A 20568-nucleotide genomic window follows, 5' to 3' on the forward strand; every position below is an offset into this window, starting at 1 on the left:
ACCGTTAAAATCTGTAAAGGATGTTGTAGGTGAGATTACGGAATGCGTGTTGCGATCGTTGGGGCAGGATTGGCAGGGTTAGCGGCGGCGGTAGAACTGGTAGACGCAGGACACGAGGTTGAACTTTTTGAAGCTCGTCCGTTTGTGGGCGGTAAGGTGGGTAGCTGGGTTGATGCCAACGGCAACCATATTGAAATGGGCCTGCACGTCTTCTTCAACAACTACTACAACTTGTTTGCTCTACTAAAGAAAATTGGCGCATTTGAGAATTTGCTGCCCAAAGAGCATGTGCATACCTTCGTTAATCGAGGCGGCGAGATTAGTACGCTCGATTTTCGGTTTTTGCTCGGTGCACCGTTTCATGGACTGAAAGCATTTTTTACCACCGGACAATTAACGCTACAAGACAAAGTACAGAATGCGATCGCGCTGGGCACAAGTCCGATTGTTCCGGGTTTGGTGAATGCTGATGTCGCTATGAAAATGATTCGCGACCTTGACGATATTAGCTTTGCCGATTGGTTTCGCCGTCACGGTGGATCGCAGAATAGTCTCAAGCGGATGTGGGATCCGATCGCGCTAGCGCTTGGCTTCATTGATACCGAAGAGATTTCGGCGCGATGTATGTTGACGATCTTTATGATGTTCGCCTCTAAAACAGAGGCATCGCGGCTGAATCTGCTGGCTGGATCGCCTGCGGAATATCTGGTCAAACCAATTGTTCAATACATTGAGTCAAAAGGGGCAACGGTTCATACCCGTCGCCAAACGCGCAAAATTCTATTTGAGGGCGAAGGCGAGAATACAAAAGTAACTGGATTAGCCATTGCCAACGGTGACTCAGAAGCGATCGTGACTGCCGACGTTTACCTTGCTGCCTGCGATGTTCCTGGCATCCAGCGCCTTTTGCCCAAAGAATGGCGCACCATCAAATCCTTCGACAACATCTACAAGCTCGAAGCGGTTCCGGTGGCTACGGTTCAAATGCGATTTGATGGTTGGGTGACAGAATTGAGCGATCCGGAAGCGCGTCAACAAGTTGACCATGCGGCGGGCATTGATAACTTGCTCTATAGTGCCGATGCCGACTTCTCGTGTTTTGCAGATTTAGCGCTCTCAAGCCCGAAAGACTACTACCGAGAAGGGCAAGGCTCACTCATGCAGGTTGTGCTGACGCCTGGTGATCCGTTTGTGCCCATGAGTAATGACGCGATCGCGCAACATGCTCTGAAGCAAATTCACGATCTGTTCCCTTCCTCTCGTGAACTAAATATGACTTGGTTTAACGTGGTCAAACTCGCACAATCGCTGTATCGCGAAAATCCGGGCATGGAGCCTTATCGCCCCACTCAAAAAACGCCCGTTTCCAACTTCTTCTTAGCAGGTAGCTACACTGCACAAGACTACATCGATAGTATGGAAGGCGCGACGATCTCCGGTAAGCAAGCGGCACAAGCCATTCTTGAACCGACAGGTCATAAAGTTCAGGGTGTAGGATTGTTCAAGTACTAATTGAGTTGCTCACTAACTGATTTGCTTTATGTCTGACTGGTTGGAACACACGGTTCAAGTTGAAGTTGAGGCTCCGATCGATCAAGTTTGGAGTCTCTGGTCGGACTTAGAACAAATGCCCAAGTGGATGAAATGGATTGAGTCAGTAACGGTGTTGCCGGAAGATCCAGAACTGTCGCGCTGGAAATTGGCGACGGGTGGACTTGAATTTAGCTGGAAGTCCCGGATTACCAAGAAGATTCCGAATCAGATTATTCAATGGGAATCGGTTGATGGATTGCCGAATCGGGGGGCAATTCGGTTCTACGATCGCGGCGATCGCGGCAGCATTGTCAAAATGAGCATTGCCTATGCGATTCCTGGATTTCTCGGTCAGTTGATGGACAACCTTTTTCTCGGTCGCGCAGTCGAGGCAACGCTAAAGTCGGACTTGGAGCGCTTTAGAGCCTATGCGCTCAATGCTCAAAGCACGGCGATCTAGGCTCAATCGAAAGCCTAAGATGGGCATTGACGATTTGCTCTTCTTACATATTCAATAGTTCCTTCGTTAGCTGGTGGTGGAAGAGTAGCGGCTTTACGCAAATCTTCTCTCGCACCTGCTGCGTCTCCTACTAGAGTCCGGACTTTGCTGCGCTGCTTATAGACGAAGCGCTCTTCTGGCGCTAAGCGAATGGCTTCGGTGAAGTCAGCGATCGCACCCTCAAAGTCCTTCATCTCCAAACGCAAACTTCCACGCTGCGAATAATCCCAGAACAGCAACTTGTCTGAATCCTCAAATCGAATCGCTTGCGTAAGATCAGCGATCGCGCCTTGCTTGTCAGCTAGGTTAGCGCGTAACCCTGCTCGACTTCTATACCCCTGTCTGTCACAAGGAAGCAGTTGAATGATTCGGGTGTAGTCTGCTAATGCTCCTTGCTTGTCTCCAATGTCGGCTTGATATCTAGCTCGGATTGCATATAGAGCATCATCATCAGGCTTAAGCTGAATCGCCTCGCTAGAAGCTGCGATCGCAGCTTTCAGATATCCCATCTGCTCATGAACTTCAGCTTGTAATGTATATGTATCAACGATGTCAGGATAAGTATTATCAGGATTAGACCGTTTGATGCGCCGTATTTCAGCATAGTCTGCGATCACGCCTCGAAAGTCACGAATATCCCCTCGCGCTGAAGCACGACTGTGATACAGGAAAGCATCATTCGGATTCAATTGAATTGCTTTTGTGTAATCTGCGATCGCACCTTGAAAGTCTTTCCGACGAGAACGAAGGTAAGCTCGGTGGGCATAGGCTTCATTGTCGTTAGGATTTATTTGTACCGCTAGCAATTCATCTTGAGTCGCACCTTGGAGATCGCCTAGCTCGGCTTTGATAGTAGCGCGATTGAAATAAGCGTAAATGCTTTTTGGGTTAATGCGAATGACTTGAGTGAAGTCCGCGATCGCGCCCTTAAAGTCCTCTTCATCACGCCGTAGGTTAGCACGGCTAAAGTAAGCCTCTTCATGGTTTGGATTGAGGCGAATGGCTTGATCGAAATCCCGGAGCGCTACTTGTCTTCCCTCACCAGAGTTCATCTGAATCCATCCACGCTGGTAGTAAGCGTCAGCAGAATTTGGCTGTAAACGGATCACCTCTGTAAGATCTGCGATCGCGCCCTCAAAATCTGCTCCTTCGTACTCGCCCTTCTCATCGGGCTGATACTTTGCGAGAGCACGTTGATAATAAGCATCGGCAAAATCGGGTTTTAGGCGAATGGCGGTTGTGAAATCTGCGATCGCGTCCTTAAAGTCTTTTGCTCGAACCTTGCGCAATCCTAGTTCGTAAAAGCTTTGCGGAGTGGGTCGAGTGGTTGCTGGAACAGATGGTTCTTGAGCCTTAGTTAAAGGTGGAATCCCTAAACAAATAGCGGTAATCAGACAAACTACAAGAGATCGACGCAAAGAGCAACTCCGAAGGAATCGTAAGCTGTAGAAGATCATTAGAATTCTGACAAGTTTCTAGAGCTTAATTTTCCCCAAACTCTGTAGCTCAAAGCAATATGCAGCCTTGAACTTAACGGGATGTTGATATGCGACTCTAATTGGAAACAGAGCTTATTTGCTTGTCGCCGAACCCGGTTGAGCCTGAGCCACCTGAAGCGACTTTGCTAATTCTGCCACGGCTGTCTCTAACGCAAGCCCCGCATCCATCGCGACCCAACCTTCCGTTGTTTCTTGTCGAAACTCAAAGTGGAGGTGCGGCCCGGTAGAATTTCCTGTACTTCCCACTCGCCCGATCGCATTTCCCTGCTTAATCACCTCACCCGGTTTCACAAACACTTCAGACAGGTGAGCGTACAGAGTCTGCTGGCTACCCTGACCATGCTCTAGCGCCACTGCCAATCCATATCCGCCAAAAAAGTCCGCCATAATCACGCGACCCGTTAAAGCGGCTAAGACAGGCGTTCCCATTGGCGCACCGAGATCCGTTCCAGAATGGAAGCGGCTATTTCCGGTGATGGGGTGAATGCGCCAGCCAAATAAAGACGTGATCGAGGCGGGAAGCGACAACGGAAACAGCAGCTTTATATCGCCATTACCAACTTGCCCGATCGGTCTGACCGTGCGATTGTAATAGGCTTTTACCGTACTGTAGGCTTGTCCCACTGACGGAGTGTAGGGCGCTTCAACCTGTGCTGATTCCCCAGAACTCCAGCCGATTCCACTAGAGGATAAACGAATGGGTCCCACTTGCACTGGAGCCACACTCACCGCGTCTCTCGATGACCAAGCGGGAGCGCTATATTCTGGAGCAGGTTGCGATCGACGGGAAATGGTTCTTTCAGAGTTCCGTTCTGCACTGATTGCAGGTGTTTCGTAACGTTCCGTTGCACCTAAGCTGTAATCGGTGCGATCGATGAATGAACCTGCATCTCCACCGCTAGCCTCATTAGGAGCAACAGATGGCTCTGGTAACGCCTCGGCGGGGGCAGAAGGAGCAGGAGCCGTTGGTACAGCAAGGTCAGGCTGCGCCGCAGGAAGAGTATCGATCGCCTCTTGTGCCAAGCCGCTGCTTGTACTCAATACGACTATCCCAACGATCCATCCTAAACCCTGTAGCCACAGTAAACGTCGAGCCAGAAATGTCTGAGCGGCAGTGCGAAGAGTCATGTCATCAAGTCCTTTAACGTAAAGAAGCAAATACTTACAAGCGTTCTATTTCCAACTGCGACTCTACATATGCACCTAAAAATAAACGTCTGGGAAACAGAGAATGGATCAACGCAAGTCATAAAAACTTCACATTGTCTATTTTGCCTCATCCATTCAAAATCCATTCAAAAAAATGGCTTAACTCAGCAGAACATTTTCTAGTTGCTCAAAAGTCAGTCATGTTGAGGCTCTAAACGGAGTACAGGTTAGCCAGTACCATTTCTCTAGAGGGACACGATTGGTGAGGGGCACGATTGATGCGATCGCGGATGTCAACAAGCTTGCACCCTTAGAACTATTGAGCCAGATTGCTAACGGCCCGCCGCAATTGCGCTAGAGAGCGGTTGTAGCCAATGATGGCGCTGACTCGGTTACCACGGGCACGAGTCAAATCCGTTTCAGCGTTAATTCGCTCGGTTTGCGTTCCGACTCCCGCCTGCAATCTTAGAACCGCTAATCGTAACGCTTCTAGCGCCTGTGTCACGGCTTGCTCGGTAGTTGCAATGTTAACGAGGTTCGCTTGGAGATTCGCATAGGATTGCTCAACTTCAAACCGAATCGTATTGCGGTTTTGAGCAAACCGGCTTTCAGCAATTTCTTTATCTTTCTCTCGTTGTCTCGCTCTTGCGATCGTTGCTCCCCCATCAAACAGGTTCCACTGCGCTTGCAGAGCAAAGGTGTAGTTATCGCCTGTTGATGCATCGCTGCCAAAGCCTTGAGAAAAGCCGTAATCAGCACTTGCACTGAGGGTTGGACCGTTGGCCGACAAAACCGCGCGGCGCTGTTGCTCGCTAATGTCTCGTTGCACTAGTTGCTCTTCTAACTCAGACCGATTTCTGTAGGCTAAAACAATGCTGTCTTCAAGCGGTAGTGCCCAACTTCCAGCCACTTCCACCGGATCAGCCGCCGTCACATTAGCATATTCAGGTAAACTCAATCGCTGTGATAGCTGACGCCGCCGAATCACCTGAGTGGCTTGCGCGTTGGTGAGCTGCTGTTGAGCATTGGCAAGGTTCACTTGGGCACGCAAAACATCAAATCGAGTTCCCAGTCCAGCCCTTTCTTGTGCAAGCGCATCATTCACGTTTGCTTGGGCATTGGCAACGGCGGCCTGATTGATCCGCACCTGCTCATCGGCATCTTGCAAATCGTAGTAGTCACCCGATACATCGAGCCGGAGTTGTTGCCGAGTGCGTTCTAAGGCTAGCTCGCTCGCTCGCACTTGTCGTTCGGCAGCTCGCAAATTCGCGTTGCGTAAGCCAGACGTATACAGATCATAGTTTAGTTGCAGTGAGCCGCTCAAGGAGGTTCGCACCGAACTGGTACTGCCCAAACTAGAGAAGTCATTTACAGTAGTTGGCGATGTAACGCCTGTAGATGGGGAGGTCTGAGGTTGCTGCACCGTGCCGCTCGTATCACCACCATCGACCGTCTGAGCGGCAACCCGACTAGCACTGGTTACACTACTCGTTGGGCCAGTTGCGCCAGTCGTAGTACCTGTTGTCGTGCCGCCAGTTGTGGTACCTGTATTGTTTGTGGTAGTACCTGTTGTATTTCCCGAAGTAGTACCCGTTGTGTTACCTGTTGTGTTGCCCGTGGTCTGACCTGAGAGAGACGGCGTTTGGGTTTGCGGCGTTGCTACAATACCACTAACCCCAGTACCACCAACCGTACTACCCGTAGACAACCCTGTTCTAGAGGAACCCAAAGAATTAAAGGACGACGATGAGCCGCCCACATTGCTACCAGAGCGACCTAGACCTGCCCGGAAACTCAAGGTTGGCAGAAAGGATGACCGCGCTTCCCGTAAGGTTGCCTGACTGCGTTCTACCTCTAGGCGAGAGATTTCGATATCTCGGTTGTTGCGCTCGGCAAGTTCAATGGCTTGCTGTAAAGAAATTTGCCGAGTATCACGAAGTTGGACTTCGCTGGGTCGGGTGGGAAATGAAAGCGGATTTGCAGATGGATTGAGTTGTTCTGGAACAGGAACAGATTTAGTCGGTGGAGTAGATGGGGCGCTTGAAGGAGCCGAACCGGGTTGAGGAGTGGGCGTTACGGTTGCTGGGCTGGGCGCAGGGCTGGGTCGAGTAGGGGCTGTTGTGCTGGATGGGGGAGTGGAGGTACCAGCAGGTGGAAAAGGAGTGGTTTGGGCTGGAGCGGGGGTTGCTTGGCTGATGGCAGCTTGGCTGATTGTAACGGGCTTAGCCGTGTTACCAGGGTTCGCCGCATTTACCCGTGGCTGGTTAACAGACTGAGCCAATGGCAGAGGAGCGCCAAACTCATTCGCAATTTGAGCGATCGCAGACGGCGCTAATGTCGCCATTGCAACAGGAGCAAGCGAGATGGGCGGTTCTGGCTCATCTTGGGCAGCACGACTAGAAGCAGGCTTTGCGTGTGTCATTTCCGTATGACCCAGGACGATCAACGCTCCTACACCGAATGCAAATAAATGAAGACACGTTTTCATACGATTTCGATTAGCCCACAATGAAACGTCTAGGAGAAACCGAGGCTTTAGGATTAGAGATTTAGGATTATAAGTCAAGCACTCACCTCTCACCCCTTAAGTCCAGATTTAATCAGTCCAGATTTTACCTTGAACGTCAGCAACCTTAAGCAGGATACCGTTTGACGCAGAAAATCGCCAAACCTTTTTGTAATTTGCTTAGAACGGATGATTATTCGCCCTTTAAGTACATTGCTTAGCATAAGAAGGATTCAGTTGTCTAATCAGGCGTCTAACTAAGCTGTGTGCGGAATTTATTAGTACTGATCGTTAGGAGAACGATCGCAAACGCAAATAATGCAAGTGCCTCAGGATACAGTACATCGAGACCGTTTCCTTTTAGAAGAACGCCGCGTGAGATGGTGACAAAATGGCGTAAGGGATTCGCGAGCGAGAAGATTTGGAAGAATTTTGGCATACTTTCCACAGGCGCGATCGCGCCTGATAGCTGAATCAGGGGCAGATTGATAAAGAATGAAGTCAAAATCGCCTGCTGCTGCGTCCGACACACCGTTGCGAGTAGAAAGCCAATTCCGATACCGACGCAGGCATACAGCCCCGCAAAAAACAGGTATAAAAAGATATTTCCTCTAAAGGGAACTTGGAAGATGAAGGTGGCAACACTCAGCGCTAAAATCACTTCTCCTAGCAACAAAACAAACAATGGAACCACTTTCGCTAAAATAATTTCCCACGCGGCAGCAGGCGTCATCAATAGCTGTTCGAGCGTACCCGTATCTTTTTCTCGCACAACTGCCGCCGTAGACACAAGAGAACTGCCTAAATTGAGAACCAATCCAATCACTCCCGGCACAATAAACCAGCTAGAAACTAATCCAGGATTGTACAAAATTGTCGCTTGCGTTTGGATCGGCGGCACAACGTTTGGCATGAATTGGCGACCGAACTGATTGATGATCTGGCTCATATATCCGTTGGCGATTCCTGCTGTATTTGCATCAACCGCATCAATCAGTACCTGAACTTCGGCGGGCTGATCGCTCTTCAACAGACGATTGAAATTTGGCGGAATGACCAGTCCAGCAGTGATTTGTCCTCGTCGGACTTGTTCGCCTAGAGCATGTTCGTCGAGAGTAACTGATTTCACCTCAAAGACCTCGTTGGCGGTTAAGGCAGAAATTAACTCACGACTCATGGGTGTATTGGAATAGTCGGTAACGCCCAGTTTGAGATGCTGCACATCGGGATTGAGTGCCAATCCAAAGATCAGCAATTGAATGGTGGGAGGAAACACCAGGAGAAAGATGAGTTGCTTGTTGCGAAGAATTTGACTAATTTCTTTGACAGACAGCACCCAAAACCGACTCTCAATCAATCGTCGAAAAAGTTTCATAGGACTGCATAGGACAAGATTGGCAAAAACCGAAAGATTAGTGATACAAGAACCATTCGTTCTTTAGTTAGAGTATTTAAAGGTGTGCTTGTTCAAAAATTGTGCTTCCAAAAATCGTGCTTGTTAAACTCCATCTACTGCTTTCACCTCCGTTTCCTACCCAGATAGCTGCATTCGACTAATAATTTTGCGAGCAATACTAAATAGAAGAAACGCTAGTAGAGCCAACAGCAAAGGAGCCGACCATACGCCTGACCAACCCGTTCCTCGCACAAAGGCATCACGGGTTAACTCGATGTAGTACCGGGCTGGAACTAAGTTTGTGATCAGTGATAGCGGAAACGGAATGTTGTTGAGAGGATAGATAAAACCAGACAACAACAGTGATAACAGAAAGCCTACGGTAGCCACTCCCTGAACAGCAACGGATCGATTACTCGCACGCACGCCGATAAACAATCCGAACATGACGCTAGCAGCCAAAAACGCAAGCGAACCAATCAGCAACGGAGTTGGATCTCCAACAAATCCGAGTTGCCAAATCGCACAGCCTAATCCCATAACAAACAACGTTTGTCCGATCGCAACGATAAAATAGGCAAGCCCTTTCCCCAGCAGTAGCTCAGCCGCGCTGACGCTGGATGCATAGATTTGCAGAATCGTTCCCTGCTCCTTCTCACGAGACATTGCCAGGGCGGCCAGCAACGATGGATAAATCGCCAAAATTACCCCAAAAACCCCTGGAACAATATAAAGCGACTCTTGACGCCCTGGATTAAACCAAAGCCTAATGCGAGGTAAAATTTTGCTAGGCGACTGCAATAGATTTTGATCTTGGATAAAAGCATTTGTGAACGCTTGAATACTATTTTTAATCACACGAGCATTGTTGACATCGGTTCCGTCAATCAAGACTTGAACAACACTAGTTTTTCCAGCTTTAACATCTCGGCTAAACTCTGGAGAGATAATTACAGCCGCTTTTGCCAATCCTCGTTCAATTCCATCTCGAACCGGATCAGTGCCGCTCCATTGAACGGGAAGAAATTGATTCGTTGCGTATAAGCGTTCAACATAACTTTGGCTAAGATTACTGTGATCAAAATCTTGCACAATCAGGGTGATGTTCTTGGCTTCTAACCGAATTGCAAAGCCGAAGATAAATAGCGTCATCACAGGCAGGATGAACGCTAACGCTAACGTCAAGCGATCGCGCCGAAATTGAGCCAGTTCTTTGCTGCATTGAGCTAAAATTCGCTTCATGGCTTGACCTGCGTGCGTTGAACCACACCGATAAAAGCATCTTCAAGAGAGTAAGGGATCGGGCGAATTGAGGAAATCGTCAGGTGAGCTGCTTGGAGGCGCGATCGCACCGCGTCTATTTCTGCTGGATCATTGATCGCAACATGTAAGCGATCGGCAAAAATCGACACCCGCCACGGCTCCATTTGCTGTTTCAGCACATTAGACGCCGCTTGAGTTGGATTTGGTTCATGACGCTCTGAAGCAGTAACAACCACTTCAAGGAGTTGTCCCGGCTGTGCGGCTTTGATTTGGCTAGGAGAGCCTTCTAGCACGGTTTCTCCTGCCACCATAAAGCTCATACGATTACACTGCTCAGCTTCTTCGAGGTAGTGGGTGGTCACAAGAATCGCGGTTCCGTTGCGGGCGAAGTCGTTGATGAGTCGCCAAAACTGGCGACGCGCCAACGGATCAACACCCGATGTGGGTTCATCAAGAAACAGAATGTCTGGTTCGTGCATTACAGATGACCCAAAGGCGACGCGCTGCTTCCAACCGCCGGGAAGTTGTCCGGTCAGCATGTTTTCTTGTCCTTCGAGTCCGCACGTGGCGATCACCCAATCGATTTTCTCGCGGCGGAGTTTACGCGGCACTCCGTAGACCCCGCTATAAAACTCTAGGTTCTGAAGAATGGTGAGGTCATCGTACAGCGTAAATTTTTGGCTCATGTAGCCGATTCTGCGTCTCAGTTCGCTTGTGCGTAGATTGCCACGCTCTCCGCCTAACGAGATATCGCCAGCGCTGGCAGGAAGTAACCCACACAGCATTTTAATCGTTGTGGTTTTACCTGCGCCGTTGGCTCCAAGTAACCCAAAAATTTCGCCGTAGCGGATCTCAATGTTGACGTTTTTAACCGCCTGAAACTCGCCAAACCTACGATCGAGCTTGTTCGCGTAAATCGCAATTTGATCGGTGGCTCGTCTTTGCCCGCCTCGCGCTCTAGGAAATTCAAAAAATCCAGGAGCAGAACCCTGTTGACGGAGACGAGTGACGAAGACGTTTTCTAACGTCGGCTCAGCAGATTCAAGGGCGGAGAGGTCTAAATTGTGTTGGGCAAACAGTTGTTTGACTTGAGCTTCCCCAGCTTGAGGATCGCTGACGAGAACATCTAAGCGATCGCCAAAGGTTTGAGTATCAATCAGGTGCGTGGATGGGGCACTCGTGAGAATGCGTTCGGCGCTGGCGAGGTCGGGCGTGTGAACTTCTAGACGATGCAAGCCTAAGTTGCGCTTAAGTTCGGCAGGCGTTCCGATTTCTTGAATTTGACCGTCGTACATCAGGGCAACGCGATCGCAGCGTTCGGCTTCATCGAGATAAGGCGTAGCAACCACGACAGTAACCCCTTCTGCTGCAAGCGCCGCGAGAACATCCCAAAACTCCCGGCGAGACACCGGATCAACACCGGTCGTGGGTTCGTCGAGCAGCAGCAGTTCGGGTTGAGACACTAAGGCACAGCAGAGCGCCAGCTTTTGCTTCATTCCGCCTGAGAGCTGCCCCGCTAAGCGATCGCTGAACCAATCCAAACTCATTAGCTGGAGATACTTGCGTCGCCGCTCTTGAAAAATCTGAGCATCGACTTCGCGCAAGCCCGCCACATAGCGCAAATTCTCATCAAGGCTCAAATCTAGGTACAGCGAAAACTGCTGTGTCAGGTAGCCAATTTTGAGCCGCGCATCTCGCGCAGGTTGCCCCAAGACCTGAACCTCTCCCGCCGTCGCTTCTAAAACGCCGCCAAGAATATGAAAGGTTGTCGTTTTTCCAGCACCATCAGGACCAATCAAGCCAAAAATTTCGCCCTGCTGCACTGTAAAGTCGATTCCTCGAACAGCGGCAACTCGTCCGTAGTGTTTGTGAAGATCGTGGACGTGGAGAACGCAGTTGGAGGGATGAGGGATGAAGGATGAGGGATGAATTGGGTTTTGAGAATATGTTGTGGCACTCTGACTCATACGGTTGTCCTCCCAAATGGCTCTACTCCTAGTGTTTCATCCCTCATCCCTCATCCTTCATCCCTCAACCTAATCTCTCCATCCGCAGGCATTCCAGGTTTTGCAAACCCCGATGGATCGTCAATCGATAGTTTGATTCCAAAAACTTGTTTCACGCGATCGTCGCGAAAATAAATGTTCTCTGGCGTGAACGACGCTTTGGGATCGATCGCAGCGACTCTAGCAGTCAATGGCTGAGACGGATTGGAATCGAGAAAGACACTCGCTTGCTGCCCTACTCGAATCTTTCCGATGTCTCCTTCTGGAACGAATCCGCGTAAATAAACCGTGTTCAAATCGATGACTGTTAGTAGTGTTCGACCTGTTGCAACAACGGCTCCAGGCTCCACAGGTCGCGCCGTTACGACTCCATGAATGGGGCTTTTAATCTCGAATGAATCTAAGCGTTTCTGATATTGCTGCTGATTGGCGATCGCAGTTTTAACGTTGGCTTGAGCCGCCGCGAGTTTTGCTTGAGCTTGCTGACGTTGTTGAGAAAGTCCTTCTAGCTGAGCATCTCGGATTTGAGGATTGAGTCGCGTGGTTTCAACTTGAGTCAGACTGCCAGAGGCAGCATTAAGCTGATCACGGGCGGCTCTAGCGGCATCTTGACGAGCTTGCAGAGTGGCTTGAGCCGTTCCAACGGAGGCTTGAGCGACTTCAAGATTGGTTTGCGACTGCTCAAACTGCTGGCGATCAATTGCGCCTTGAGCGACGAGTTGAGCATAGCGATCGCGGTCTTTCTGAGCAAATTTCAATCGCGACTCGGCTTCTTTTACCTGCGCTTGTGCCTGTTTCACCTGTGCCTCTGCCTGCGACAGTTGTGCCCGCGCAGACGACACGGTAGAAGACGCTTGCTCAATCCGACCTCGTGCATCTCCTCTAGACTGCACCAGATTGAGTTGCGCTTCTTGAATCCGACTATCGACGACGGCAATGTCGAGTTTGGCTTGCTGTTCTGCCTGCCTTGCCGCGGCAACCTCTGACGTTGCCGCTAGCAGTTGAGCATTGACTTCTTCATCGGTTAGTTGAGCCACAACTTGCCCTGGCTGTACTTCATCTCCTTCCCGAAATTTCATTGAGGTGATGCGTCCAGCAGTTTTCGCGCCAATGTCGGTTTCATTCGCTTCGATGCGTCCGCTCAACTTGAGACTTGTGGCAGCCGGGCGCGGAATCAGCAACCAAATGCCGTAACTGATCGCCGCGATCGCTAGCACCACTGGAATGAGTAGTCTAGGATTTGGCTTGCGTCTCGCAGATTTCTGAGGTGCAGCCGCAGCAGGGCTGTCAGCCGGTTGAGGAAGAGTCTGAGTCATAATCAGTACACCTTGCGATCGCGGCAAATCGCGAACGTTTCTGATGATTTATACGAATCATACTAGACGGTCTAGTATGATTAAACAAGTCTGATTTGAAAAAATTAATCTCGATTCGGGTTTCTCACTATGACTAAATCAGAGACTAAATCAGATCCGCCCCTCACTCAAAAGCAAGAACAGATTCTTCAAGGGGCAACGCGAATTTTCTTGACCTTTGGGTATGCCCGAACCAGTATGGATCGGGTAGCAGCCGAAGCAGGCGTTTCTAAGCAGACGATCTACAGTCACTTTGGCGATAAGGAAAATTTGTTCATTGCGTTGATTGAACGCATCACAATTGGGCGATTTCGGGATCTGATCGGGTCTGAGTCTCACGCAAAAGCGCCTGAAACGCTGCTACGAGAACTTGCAACGACGTATCTAACGAAGGTTGCAGGCAACCCAGAATACATTTCTCTGATGCGGATAACGATTGCTGAATCAGAGCGATTTCCAGACCTTGCAAAGTTGTTTTCTCAAACTGTGATTCTGCGTGGAAAATCGCTGCTCATTGAGTATCTCAAGGCTCACCCAGAGCTAAATATTTCTGATCCAGAAGCGATCGCTCACATTTTCTTTGGCTCCCTCGTCTCTCATGTGATGTTTCAAAACATCATGCACGGTCGAGAATTGATGCCGTTGGAGAGCGATCGCTTGATTAATACGCTGATCGATTTGATTTTAGGGCGCTCTAACTGAACGATTAAGCCAAATTTTGCATCCTTTCTGGATTAATTCCCATTCACGTAGCTTTACTGACGGGTTCCGTACAAGCTTACTGCCCTTGTAGCCTTGTAGCCGCATTCTGAGCGCGTTTCTGTTCATCAGTCAGTTTCTGCTCCCCGTACAGTTTTGCGGCTTGCTGATAGTCCCGAAGCGCTGCGCTATTGTCTCCAGAAGCAAGGGAGGTGTTAGCACGATTGAAATAGGCATCAGCAAACGCAGGGTCGAGGCTAATTGCGCGATTGTAGTCTGCGATCGCCTGCGGTCGATTGCCCGCTTTCGCATGCTCAATGCCCCGGTTGTAATAGAAGTTGGAATTATTAGAATCAAGATCGATCGCCTGAGTATAGGCATCGATCGCACCTTGGCGATCGATCCCCTGACTTTTGCGATAGCCATCTTGAAAAAATTCTTCAGCGTTAGAGAAATTATTGGCGGAGCGGGGAAGCAGCGGCTGAAACACAGCAAATAGAACGGCTCCGAGCAATGCTAGAACGGCGAGTCCTGCGAGTGCAATCAGCCAGCCATCCGAAGAAAAATCGCGCGGCAAATTTCGCTCTTGAATGAACTGGTTCATCCGCTCTAAACGAGTGGAAGGGCGATTGTCGAGTTCTGTTGGGGCAACTGGAGGATCAGGATTGTTAAGAGACGTTTCGGGTGGGGGAGCTATAGTTTGTTGACCCGGATCAGCCACTCCTGCGGCTGCCATGCCTGCCATAGGGTAAGGAGCGAGAGTAGGAGTATCCCTTTTAGCATTAGAGTCGGGTTGTAGAGCGTATCGAGAACCAGAGTCTGGGCTTAGATCGTAGACTTCTTGCAATCGCATCAACTCGGTTTGAGTGTTGTCGCTAATTTGTCCACCTTGGGCAATGTTGGTGCGGAGGTCTTCTAGCTGCTTGCGCTTGTCCCGTTGGATCTCAAACGGCTGAACTGCTTCTGCTTTGATTTGATTCGCGATCGCATCTGGAACACTGTGCTTAATTTGTAGTGCATCCAAAATTTTGTTTCCGACCGGAGAAATTCCTCCTTGACTGGCTAAACTCAGCGCTTCTTTGCGGAAGTCAAGATACGGAGCTTGAGCGATCGGAATTTCGTAGCCATGACCCGTTGTGTAGAGCCTAGGTTTGGCAGCAGGCAGCTTTGTGGCAATGCGATCGCAAATATAGTCGTGCAACTCGATGATCGAAATTTGTCCGTCAAGAGTTCGATGCCCGATTCCGTCTGCCATCCCCGTCGATAAACCCTCGATCAGACATTGAGTGTAGGTAGAGAGGTCAGATTTCTCTTGAGGCGAGTAGTCGAGTGACCACGGCGATGTGAGCAGGACGCGGCGTTTACCGCTAAGCTGTTGTCCGATTTTGTCAATATCGCTGTCTGCAACCATACCTTGAGCATAGGCACCACTAAAACAGCCGTCGAGAATGAGAACCTGCTGCTGCGATCGACAGTTCTCTAAGCTCTCTTGCACCTCTGCCATCGAGAGCGCGGTTTCGTTTAGGGTATCGCGTCGAGTCGTGCGGCTTGCTAAAAATAATTGCCCAGAGTCATCGACAATGCCATATCCAGAAAAGTAAACCAGAACAACTTCATTTGATGAGCAGTTGGTCAGCATTTTCAGGGCAGAGCGCACCTGTTGCAAATCTGGATCGAGCAGCGACGCCACTTCTGATGCACGAACCGCGCCAATGTGTGGATGTTGCAGAACGTCTTGCAGTTTCTTTACGTCTTCTGTCGCGGCAGGCAACGCGCTAAAACTTTTGTCTTCGTACTGACCAACCCCAATAAGCAGTGCTGCTGTCATGCAAGCCCCCGATCGATGTGCTAACCGTCAAACTATCAAGCAATCCCTTGGTAAAGAAGATTATCAGAATTTCTTCTGAAAAGGGGTGTATCAGCACGAGAAGCAGCTAGAAATAGCGCGAATACAGAAATAGCGCATCCAAATCTGCGATTTCTCGAAGCAGATCTTTGCACAAGATTTTTGCGATCCCACTACACGGATCGAGAATGATGAAAAATTGCGCTAAATCATACTCGTAATGAGTATGATTAAAGAGATACGGTTTAAAATTTGTCCTTTTAATGCTGAATGTTCTATGGCTCACCTCACTGAACGAAGACCTGAGAACGCAGACGGTGATTTTTACGTCGATCGCTCCTGCATTGATTGCGATACCTGTCGTTGGATGGCTCCAGACATTTTTTCTCGCGATCGCGCTCAATCGATCGTCTATCATCAGCCTCAAACCGAACCCGAACGCCTAAGCGCAATGCAGGCACTTTTGTCCTGTCCTACCGCATCGATTGGAACCGTTGACAAACCGACCGATATTAAAATCGCTCAAGCGAGCTTTCCGATTCTGGTGGCAGAGAATGTATATCACTGCGGCTATCACGCTGAGAATTCCTTTGGGGCGGCAAGCTATCTGATCCAGCGACCGGAAGGAAACATTTTGGTTGATTCCCCTCGATTTACACCGCCGCTTGTGAAGCGAATCGAAGCAATGGGAGGCGTGCGCTATCTGTACCTAACCCATCGTGATGATGTTGCCGATCACCAGAAATTTCATGATCATTTTGGCTGCGATCGTATCCTTCACACCGACGAAATTACTCGCAGCACTGAGAGCGTTGAACTCAAATTGACTGGGCTTGAGCCGATCCAACTCGATCCAGAATTGCTGATCATTCCGGTTCCTGGACATACCAAAGGACATACGGTTCTGCTTTACCAAAATCGATTCTTGTTCACGGGCGATCATCTCGCGTGGTCTACCAAGCAAAATCACTTGGTTGGGTTCCGAGAAGCGTGTTGGTATTCGTGGGATGAGTTGAAGAAATCGATGGAAAAACTCAGCCACTATTCGTTTGAGTGGGTGCTTCCCGGTCACGGACGACGCTTTCATGCAGACGAGAAAACGATGCACCAAGAAATGCTGAAGTGTTTATCTTGGATGGGGCTGGATGCGCGTACGGGAGAGTGGGATTAAAGAGTGTTGGCAGCAGATTTGGTAGCGGATGTAGCGGATGAGCAGATGACGGAAATAATTTCATCTGCAACATCTGCTAAAAATTCGTTATCAACTAGCGATCTCAGGTCATTTACGATGAATCCCACAGTTCCTTCGGAGTTGCGCTCTGCGCTAATCGCATGAAGCATCACGAAAGCTGTCAACTCCCTTTCTAAACGCAATTGATACTATGCTTAGAAATCGACTATCTCGGCTGTAATAGCAATACACACGGCAATGGCACAGCGTAAACGCTCACTTCCTCTGTTTAGACATTGGCGCATCGGATTTCTCGCAACGTTGTTTGCCTTGTCGGTGATCCTGACGAACTGCACTCAAAACCAAAACGCCTCGAATCCTGCTACAAGTGGGACTGCTGGCTCATCTGGTGTTTTGGTGTATGGGTCGGGCGGGCAACCTGTGAATTTAGAAGCGGGCAATGTCACTGATGGAAATTCGCTCATTGTTCACAACCAAATTTACAACCGTTTGCTGGAGTTTAAACCTGGAACAACAGAGCTACAGCCGAGCTTAGCCACCGCTTGGAATGCTTCTTCAGACGGTAAGACCTATACATTTAAGCTGCGTCAAGGCGTAAAATTCCACGACGGAACTGACTTCAACGCAGAAGCTGTGAAATTTAACTTCGATCGCTGGTGGGACAAAAATAACCCCAATAGTTTTCGTAATGCTGGAAAGACTTACGAGATTTGGGGCCAAATTTTTGGCGGATATAAAGGTGAACCAAATTCGTTAATTCAAGATGTTAAAGCTGTTGATTCGTCTACGGTTCAGTTTGTCTTGAAGCAACCGTTTGCTGCGTTTCCATCCACGATCGCATCGGGTTATTTCAGCATCGCTAGCCCGACGGCAATTCAAAAAGCAGGCGCAAATTATGGCACTCCGGCAGGCGGCGCAGTTGGAACAGGCGCATTTGTGTTTAAAGAATGGCGGAGCGGCGATCGCATTGTTCTGGAAAAAAATCCTAACTACTGGAAGCCAGGACTGCCAAAGTCCAATCAACTAGTCATGCGCTTTGTCACAGATGCCAGCGCTAGACTTGCTCAACTCCGGGCTGGACAGCTTGATTTTACGGTTGATCTTGCTCCTGATCAAAAGGGTGAAATTGAGCGAGATGCAGCGGTTTCGGTCGTTGCCCGTCCGTCGTTCAACGTTGGTTATTTGGCGCTCAATCCCAGCTACAAACCATTTTCTGATGTGCGAGTGAGACAAGCGATCGCTCACGCGATTAATCAGCAAGCGATCGTTCAAGCGTTTTGGAAAGGGGCAGCCGTCAGCGATGCTCACTTTGTGCCGCCATCGCTGGAGTGGGCGCAGGCTAAAAACTTGCAGAAATACGAGTTTAATGCACAAAAAGCAAAAGATTTGCTGCGGCAAGCAGGTTATGCCAATGGGTTTGATTTAGACCTGTGGTATATGCCTGTGTCGCGTCCTTATTTTCCAACGCCTAAGCCGATCGCAGAAGCGTTTGCCGCAGATTTGAGCGCAGTTGGGATTCGGGTCAACCTCAAGACGAAAGATTGGGCATCTTATCTGGGCGATCGCCTCAAAACTCCAGGCTATCAAGCGTTTATGTTCGGCTGGATCGGAGACTATGGCGACCCGGATACGTTCTACTACCCGCATTTCGGGCCTGATGCGACGAATGATTTAGGCAAATGGAAAAACGATCAGGTTTTGCAACTGTTAGAACAAGCGAGAACTACGTCAGAGCGAACAGCGCGATCGCGGCTTTATGCTCAAGTCGATGAAATTATTCATCGAGAAGCGGTGAGACTGCCCATCGTTCATGCGGAACCCCTACTGGTGCAGCGTAAAACAATTGATGGATGGACGCCTAGCCCGTTAGGGACTGAACCGTTTGAAGCGATCGCGAAAAAATAAGTTAAATGTCGTCTGGATCGATTCCAAGAGAGCGTAATCGTTGTACCAATCGCTCTGCTCGTGATCGTTCTGCTTCTGCTTCTTGCTCTGCCACTTCTGCTCGTAATCGTTCTGCTTCTGCTTGCTGTTGCGCCTCCTCGTCAAAGAGTGGAATCAATCCTCTTTCTTCGTCATAAAAACGCAACCAGTAGCACGCCCCAGAAGCAGGTTCCCGGCGAATTCTACCCTCCCACGTTCCGATCCAGAGTCCTAGTTTTTCACACCACAGCCAGCCGCGATCATTGGGGATAAGCGGCTGATACTGTTGCGTCGAATCTAAGTGCCAACCTTGCAGTGAATCGGAGTCGAATGGATCGTAGACAAAGTAATTTGCAGTGTGGAAGGTCTCTGAGTAAAGGGTTTTCTTGATGCCTGTATCGATTTTGGCGGTACTCGGCGACATGAATTCTACAATCACATCTGGGTAGCGCCCCTCTTCTTCCCACACGATCCAGCCCTTGCGCTCTCGATTACCATCGACGTTTAGCACCGCAAAGAAATCAGGTCCTCGGAAATCCCGGTTCATGGTTTGATTGCGGCTGTAGTAGACGAACATATTGCCGCCCACAAAGCTGTCTGTGCGATGTCGCAAAGCAGACAGGGCAGAATCAATCAGAACATTCATCGCGTGGCGGTGACGATTCGTTTCCAAAGGTTCTCCGTCATCAAAAATCAGATCGGTGGGAGGAGGACTGACCCAATCGTGAATTTCCCACGGTGGAACTTGTTCAGACGTGTCTGTTGACATAACTGTACCTTCGCAAATTTCCGTTGCTTGGTTGCCAGCCTAACGCATCTTCAGCCTAGCACAGTTGTTCTATTTGATTGTTCTACTTGACTGCCCTAGTTAACCCTTCACGCCACTGCCCGATTCAGTTGGCACAATGTAGTGCTGCATTGCCACGAAAAACACGAGAATCGGCACGATCGAAATGACCGATCCGGCGGCAATCAATCGCCAATCTAAAGTAAAGGTGCCAGCAAGATTGGCGACACCAAGAGGAAGTGTAAATAATTCAGGACGATCCAACACTAAAAGAGGCCACAGAAAATCGCTCCACGAGCCGATAAACACAAAGATCGCCAGGGTGACGAGTGCAGGACGAATAGACGGAATCATCACATGCCACCACACGCCCAATTCTGAGCAGCCATCCATTCGTGCCGCTTCTTCAAGCTCTTTGGGAACCCCTTGAAAGGCTTGTCGAAGTAGAAAGATTCCAAACGCAGAAGCAATTCCGGGAAAGATTACGCCTAGATAGGTGTTGAGCAACTCCAATTTCACCGCTAACACATATAGCGGAATCATCACAATCTGAAACGGAATTAGAATCGTCGCCACGATCGCGCTAAAAATAATTTCTCGACCTCGAAATGCAAGCCTTGCTAGTGGATAAGCAGCCAGCGAGCAGAACAGTAAATTCAACGCAACTGTTAATACAGAAACTAACGTGCTGTTAAATAAATATCGCCCAAACGGATTGCTTCGCCAAACAGTAACAAAATTCTCAAACGTCGGCTGAGAGGGAATTAACTGCGGCGGAAACTGAAAAATATCTTCGGTAGGCGACTTAAACGATGTACTCACCAACCACACTAAAGGAATCAGCATGACTAGCGCGATCGCACTGAGCACGCCATACATTCCCCACGATCGCCACCTCTGATTACGCTGAATCAT

Annotated in this window: 16 protein-coding genes; 5 read left to right on the forward strand and 11 right to left on the reverse strand. The window is 49.3% G+C overall.

What is annotated here, in order from left to right; genetic code table 11:
* Positions 1-42: 42 nt before the first annotated feature.
* On the forward strand, positions 43-1512 hold the full coding sequence (gene zds / locus AC5JLB_RS06625; RefSeq protein WP_495873055.1) for a 9,9'-di-cis-zeta-carotene desaturase: 1470 nt from the start codon (positions 43-45) through the stop codon (positions 1510-1512).
* Between the two features lie 28 nt (positions 1513-1540).
* Positions 1541-1993, forward strand: coding sequence for an SRPBCC family protein (locus AC5JLB_RS06630; protein ID WP_495873056.1), 453 nt, complete (start codon positions 1541-1543; stop codon positions 1991-1993).
* 14 nt (positions 1994-2007) lie between these two features.
* Here the strand turns inward: AC5JLB_RS06630 and AC5JLB_RS06635 are convergent, their stop codons facing one another.
* The 7 genes from AC5JLB_RS06635 to AC5JLB_RS06665 form a co-directional block, all read right to left on the reverse strand.
* The gene (locus tag AC5JLB_RS06635; RefSeq protein ID WP_495873057.1) at positions 2008-3450 is read right to left on the reverse strand and encodes a tetratricopeptide repeat protein; all 1443 of its coding nucleotides are present in this window, start codon (positions 3448-3450) and stop codon (positions 2008-2010) included.
* Positions 3451-3603: 153 nt separating this feature from the next.
* Positions 3604-4659 carry a M23 family metallopeptidase gene (locus AC5JLB_RS06640; RefSeq protein WP_495873058.1) on the reverse strand — a complete coding sequence of 352 codons (1056 nt, stop codon included), beginning with the start codon at positions 4657-4659 and terminating at the stop codon, positions 3604-3606.
* A gap of 337 nt (positions 4660-4996) precedes the next feature.
* Positions 4997-7102, reverse strand: a complete 2106-nt coding sequence (locus AC5JLB_RS06645; protein WP_495873059.1) for a TolC family protein — start codon at positions 7100-7102, stop codon at positions 4997-4999.
* Positions 7103-7439: 337 nt separating this feature from the next.
* Positions 7440-8561 carry an ABC transporter permease gene (locus AC5JLB_RS06650; RefSeq protein ID WP_495873060.1) on the reverse strand — a complete coding sequence of 374 codons (1122 nt, stop codon included), beginning with the start codon at positions 8559-8561 and terminating at the stop codon, positions 7440-7442.
* A 156-nt stretch (positions 8562-8717) separates the two neighbouring features.
* A complete protein-coding gene (locus tag AC5JLB_RS06655; protein ID WP_495873061.1) occupies positions 8718-9824 on the reverse strand; it encodes an ABC transporter permease in 1107 nt (368 codons plus the stop codon).
* The gene (locus AC5JLB_RS06660) at positions 9821-11812 is read right to left on the reverse strand and encodes an ATP-binding cassette domain-containing protein (protein WP_495873062.1); all 1992 of its coding nucleotides are present in this window, start codon (positions 11810-11812) and stop codon (positions 9821-9823) included. Before AC5JLB_RS06660 ends, AC5JLB_RS06655 begins: the two co-directional genes overlap by 4 nt.
* 50 nt (positions 11813-11862) lie before the next feature.
* Complete coding sequence (locus tag AC5JLB_RS06665) at positions 11863-13167, reverse strand: HlyD family secretion protein (RefSeq protein ID WP_495873063.1); 1305 nt, start codon at positions 13165-13167, stop codon at positions 11863-11865.
* Positions 13168-13296: 129 nt separating this feature from the next.
* Here AC5JLB_RS06665 and AC5JLB_RS06670 point away from each other — a divergent pair, with 129 nt between their 5' ends.
* On the forward strand, positions 13297-13908 hold the full coding sequence (locus AC5JLB_RS06670; protein ID WP_495873064.1) for a TetR/AcrR family transcriptional regulator: 612 nt from the start codon (positions 13297-13299) through the stop codon (positions 13906-13908).
* A 76-nt stretch (positions 13909-13984) separates the two neighbouring features.
* Here AC5JLB_RS06670 and AC5JLB_RS06675 read toward each other — a convergent pair whose 3' ends face one another.
* A complete protein-coding gene (locus AC5JLB_RS06675; protein ID WP_495873065.1) occupies positions 13985-15733 on the reverse strand; it encodes a caspase, EACC1-associated type in 1749 nt (582 codons plus the stop codon).
* Between the two features lie 295 nt (positions 15734-16028).
* On the opposite strand from AC5JLB_RS06675, the gene AC5JLB_RS06680 reads away from it, so the two are divergent.
* The gene (locus AC5JLB_RS06680) at positions 16029-16922 is read left to right on the forward strand and encodes an MBL fold metallo-hydrolase (protein WP_495873066.1); all 894 of its coding nucleotides are present in this window, start codon (positions 16029-16031) and stop codon (positions 16920-16922) included.
* On the opposite strand, the gene AC5JLB_RS06685 is transcribed toward AC5JLB_RS06680, so the two are convergent.
* Positions 16919-17092: a hypothetical protein gene (locus AC5JLB_RS06685; RefSeq protein WP_495873067.1), complete on the reverse strand. Its 174-nt coding sequence runs from the start codon at positions 17090-17092 to the stop codon at positions 16919-16921. The genes AC5JLB_RS06680 and AC5JLB_RS06685 overlap by 4 nt on opposite strands.
* A gap of 88 nt (positions 17093-17180) precedes the next feature.
* Between AC5JLB_RS06685 and AC5JLB_RS06690 the strand changes: the two genes are divergently transcribed.
* Positions 17181-18848 (forward strand): ABC transporter substrate-binding protein, encoded by a 1668-nt coding sequence (locus tag AC5JLB_RS06690; protein WP_495873068.1) that lies wholly within the window; start codon positions 17181-17183, stop codon positions 18846-18848.
* A 1-nt stretch (position 18849) separates the two neighbouring features.
* Here AC5JLB_RS06690 and AC5JLB_RS06695 read toward each other — a convergent pair whose 3' ends face one another.
* Complete coding sequence (locus AC5JLB_RS06695; RefSeq protein WP_495873069.1) at positions 18850-19635, reverse strand: Uma2 family endonuclease; 786 nt, start codon at positions 19633-19635, stop codon at positions 18850-18852.
* 99 nt (positions 19636-19734) lie between these two features.
* Positions 19735-20568 carry a carbohydrate ABC transporter permease gene (locus AC5JLB_RS06700; protein ID WP_495873070.1) on the reverse strand — a complete coding sequence of 278 codons (834 nt, stop codon included), beginning with the start codon at positions 20566-20568 and terminating at the stop codon, positions 19735-19737.

The organism is Myxacorys chilensis, from assembly GCF_059505265.1.

What these genes read in the sequence shown, in the direction of transcription:
- zds (WP_495873055.1), top strand. Translation starts at nt 43, where the DNA reads ATGCGTGTTGCGATCGTTGGGGCAGGATTGGCAGGGTTAGCGGCGGCG.
- AC5JLB_RS06630 (WP_495873056.1), top strand. Translation starts at nt 1,541, where the DNA reads ATGTCTGACTGGTTGGAACACACGGTTCAAGTTGAAGTTGAGGCTCCG.
- AC5JLB_RS06640 (WP_495873058.1), bottom strand. Translation starts at nt 4,659, where the DNA reads ATGACTCTTCGCACTGCCGCTCAGACATTTCTGGCTCGACGTTTACTG.
- AC5JLB_RS06645 (WP_495873059.1), bottom strand. Translation starts at nt 7,102, where the DNA reads ATGACACACGCAAAGCCTGCTTCTAGTCGTGCTGCCCAAGATGAGCCA.
- AC5JLB_RS06650 (WP_495873060.1), bottom strand. Translation starts at nt 8,561, where the DNA reads ATGAAACTTTTTCGACGATTGATTGAGAGTCGGTTTTGGGTGCTGTCT.
- AC5JLB_RS06655 (WP_495873061.1), bottom strand. Translation starts at nt 9,824, where the DNA reads ATGAAGCGAATTTTAGCTCAATGCAGCAAAGAACTGGCTCAATTTCGG.
- AC5JLB_RS06660 (WP_495873062.1), bottom strand. Translation starts at nt 11,812, where the DNA reads ATGAGTCAGAGTGCCACAACATATTCTCAAAACCCAATTCATCCCTCA.
- AC5JLB_RS06665 (WP_495873063.1), bottom strand. Translation starts at nt 13,167, where the DNA reads ATGACTCAGACTCTTCCTCAACCGGCTGACAGCCCTGCTGCGGCTGCA.
- AC5JLB_RS06670 (WP_495873064.1), top strand. Translation starts at nt 13,297, where the DNA reads ATGACTAAATCAGAGACTAAATCAGATCCGCCCCTCACTCAAAAGCAA.
- AC5JLB_RS06675 (WP_495873065.1), bottom strand. Translation starts at nt 15,733, where the DNA reads ATGACAGCAGCACTGCTTATTGGGGTTGGTCAGTACGAAGACAAAAGT.
- AC5JLB_RS06680 (WP_495873066.1), top strand. Translation starts at nt 16,029, where the DNA reads ATGGCTCACCTCACTGAACGAAGACCTGAGAACGCAGACGGTGATTTT.
- AC5JLB_RS06685 (WP_495873067.1), bottom strand. Translation starts at nt 17,092, where the DNA reads ATGCTTCATGCGATTAGCGCAGAGCGCAACTCCGAAGGAACTGTGGGA.
- AC5JLB_RS06690 (WP_495873068.1), top strand. Translation starts at nt 17,181, where the DNA reads ATGGCACAGCGTAAACGCTCACTTCCTCTGTTTAGACATTGGCGCATC.
- AC5JLB_RS06695 (WP_495873069.1), bottom strand. Translation starts at nt 19,635, where the DNA reads ATGTCAACAGACACGTCTGAACAAGTTCCACCGTGGGAAATTCACGAT.
- AC5JLB_RS06700 (WP_495873070.1), bottom strand. Translation starts at nt 20,568, where the DNA reads ATGATTCAGCGTAATCAGAGGTGGCGATCGTGGGGAATGTATGGCGTG.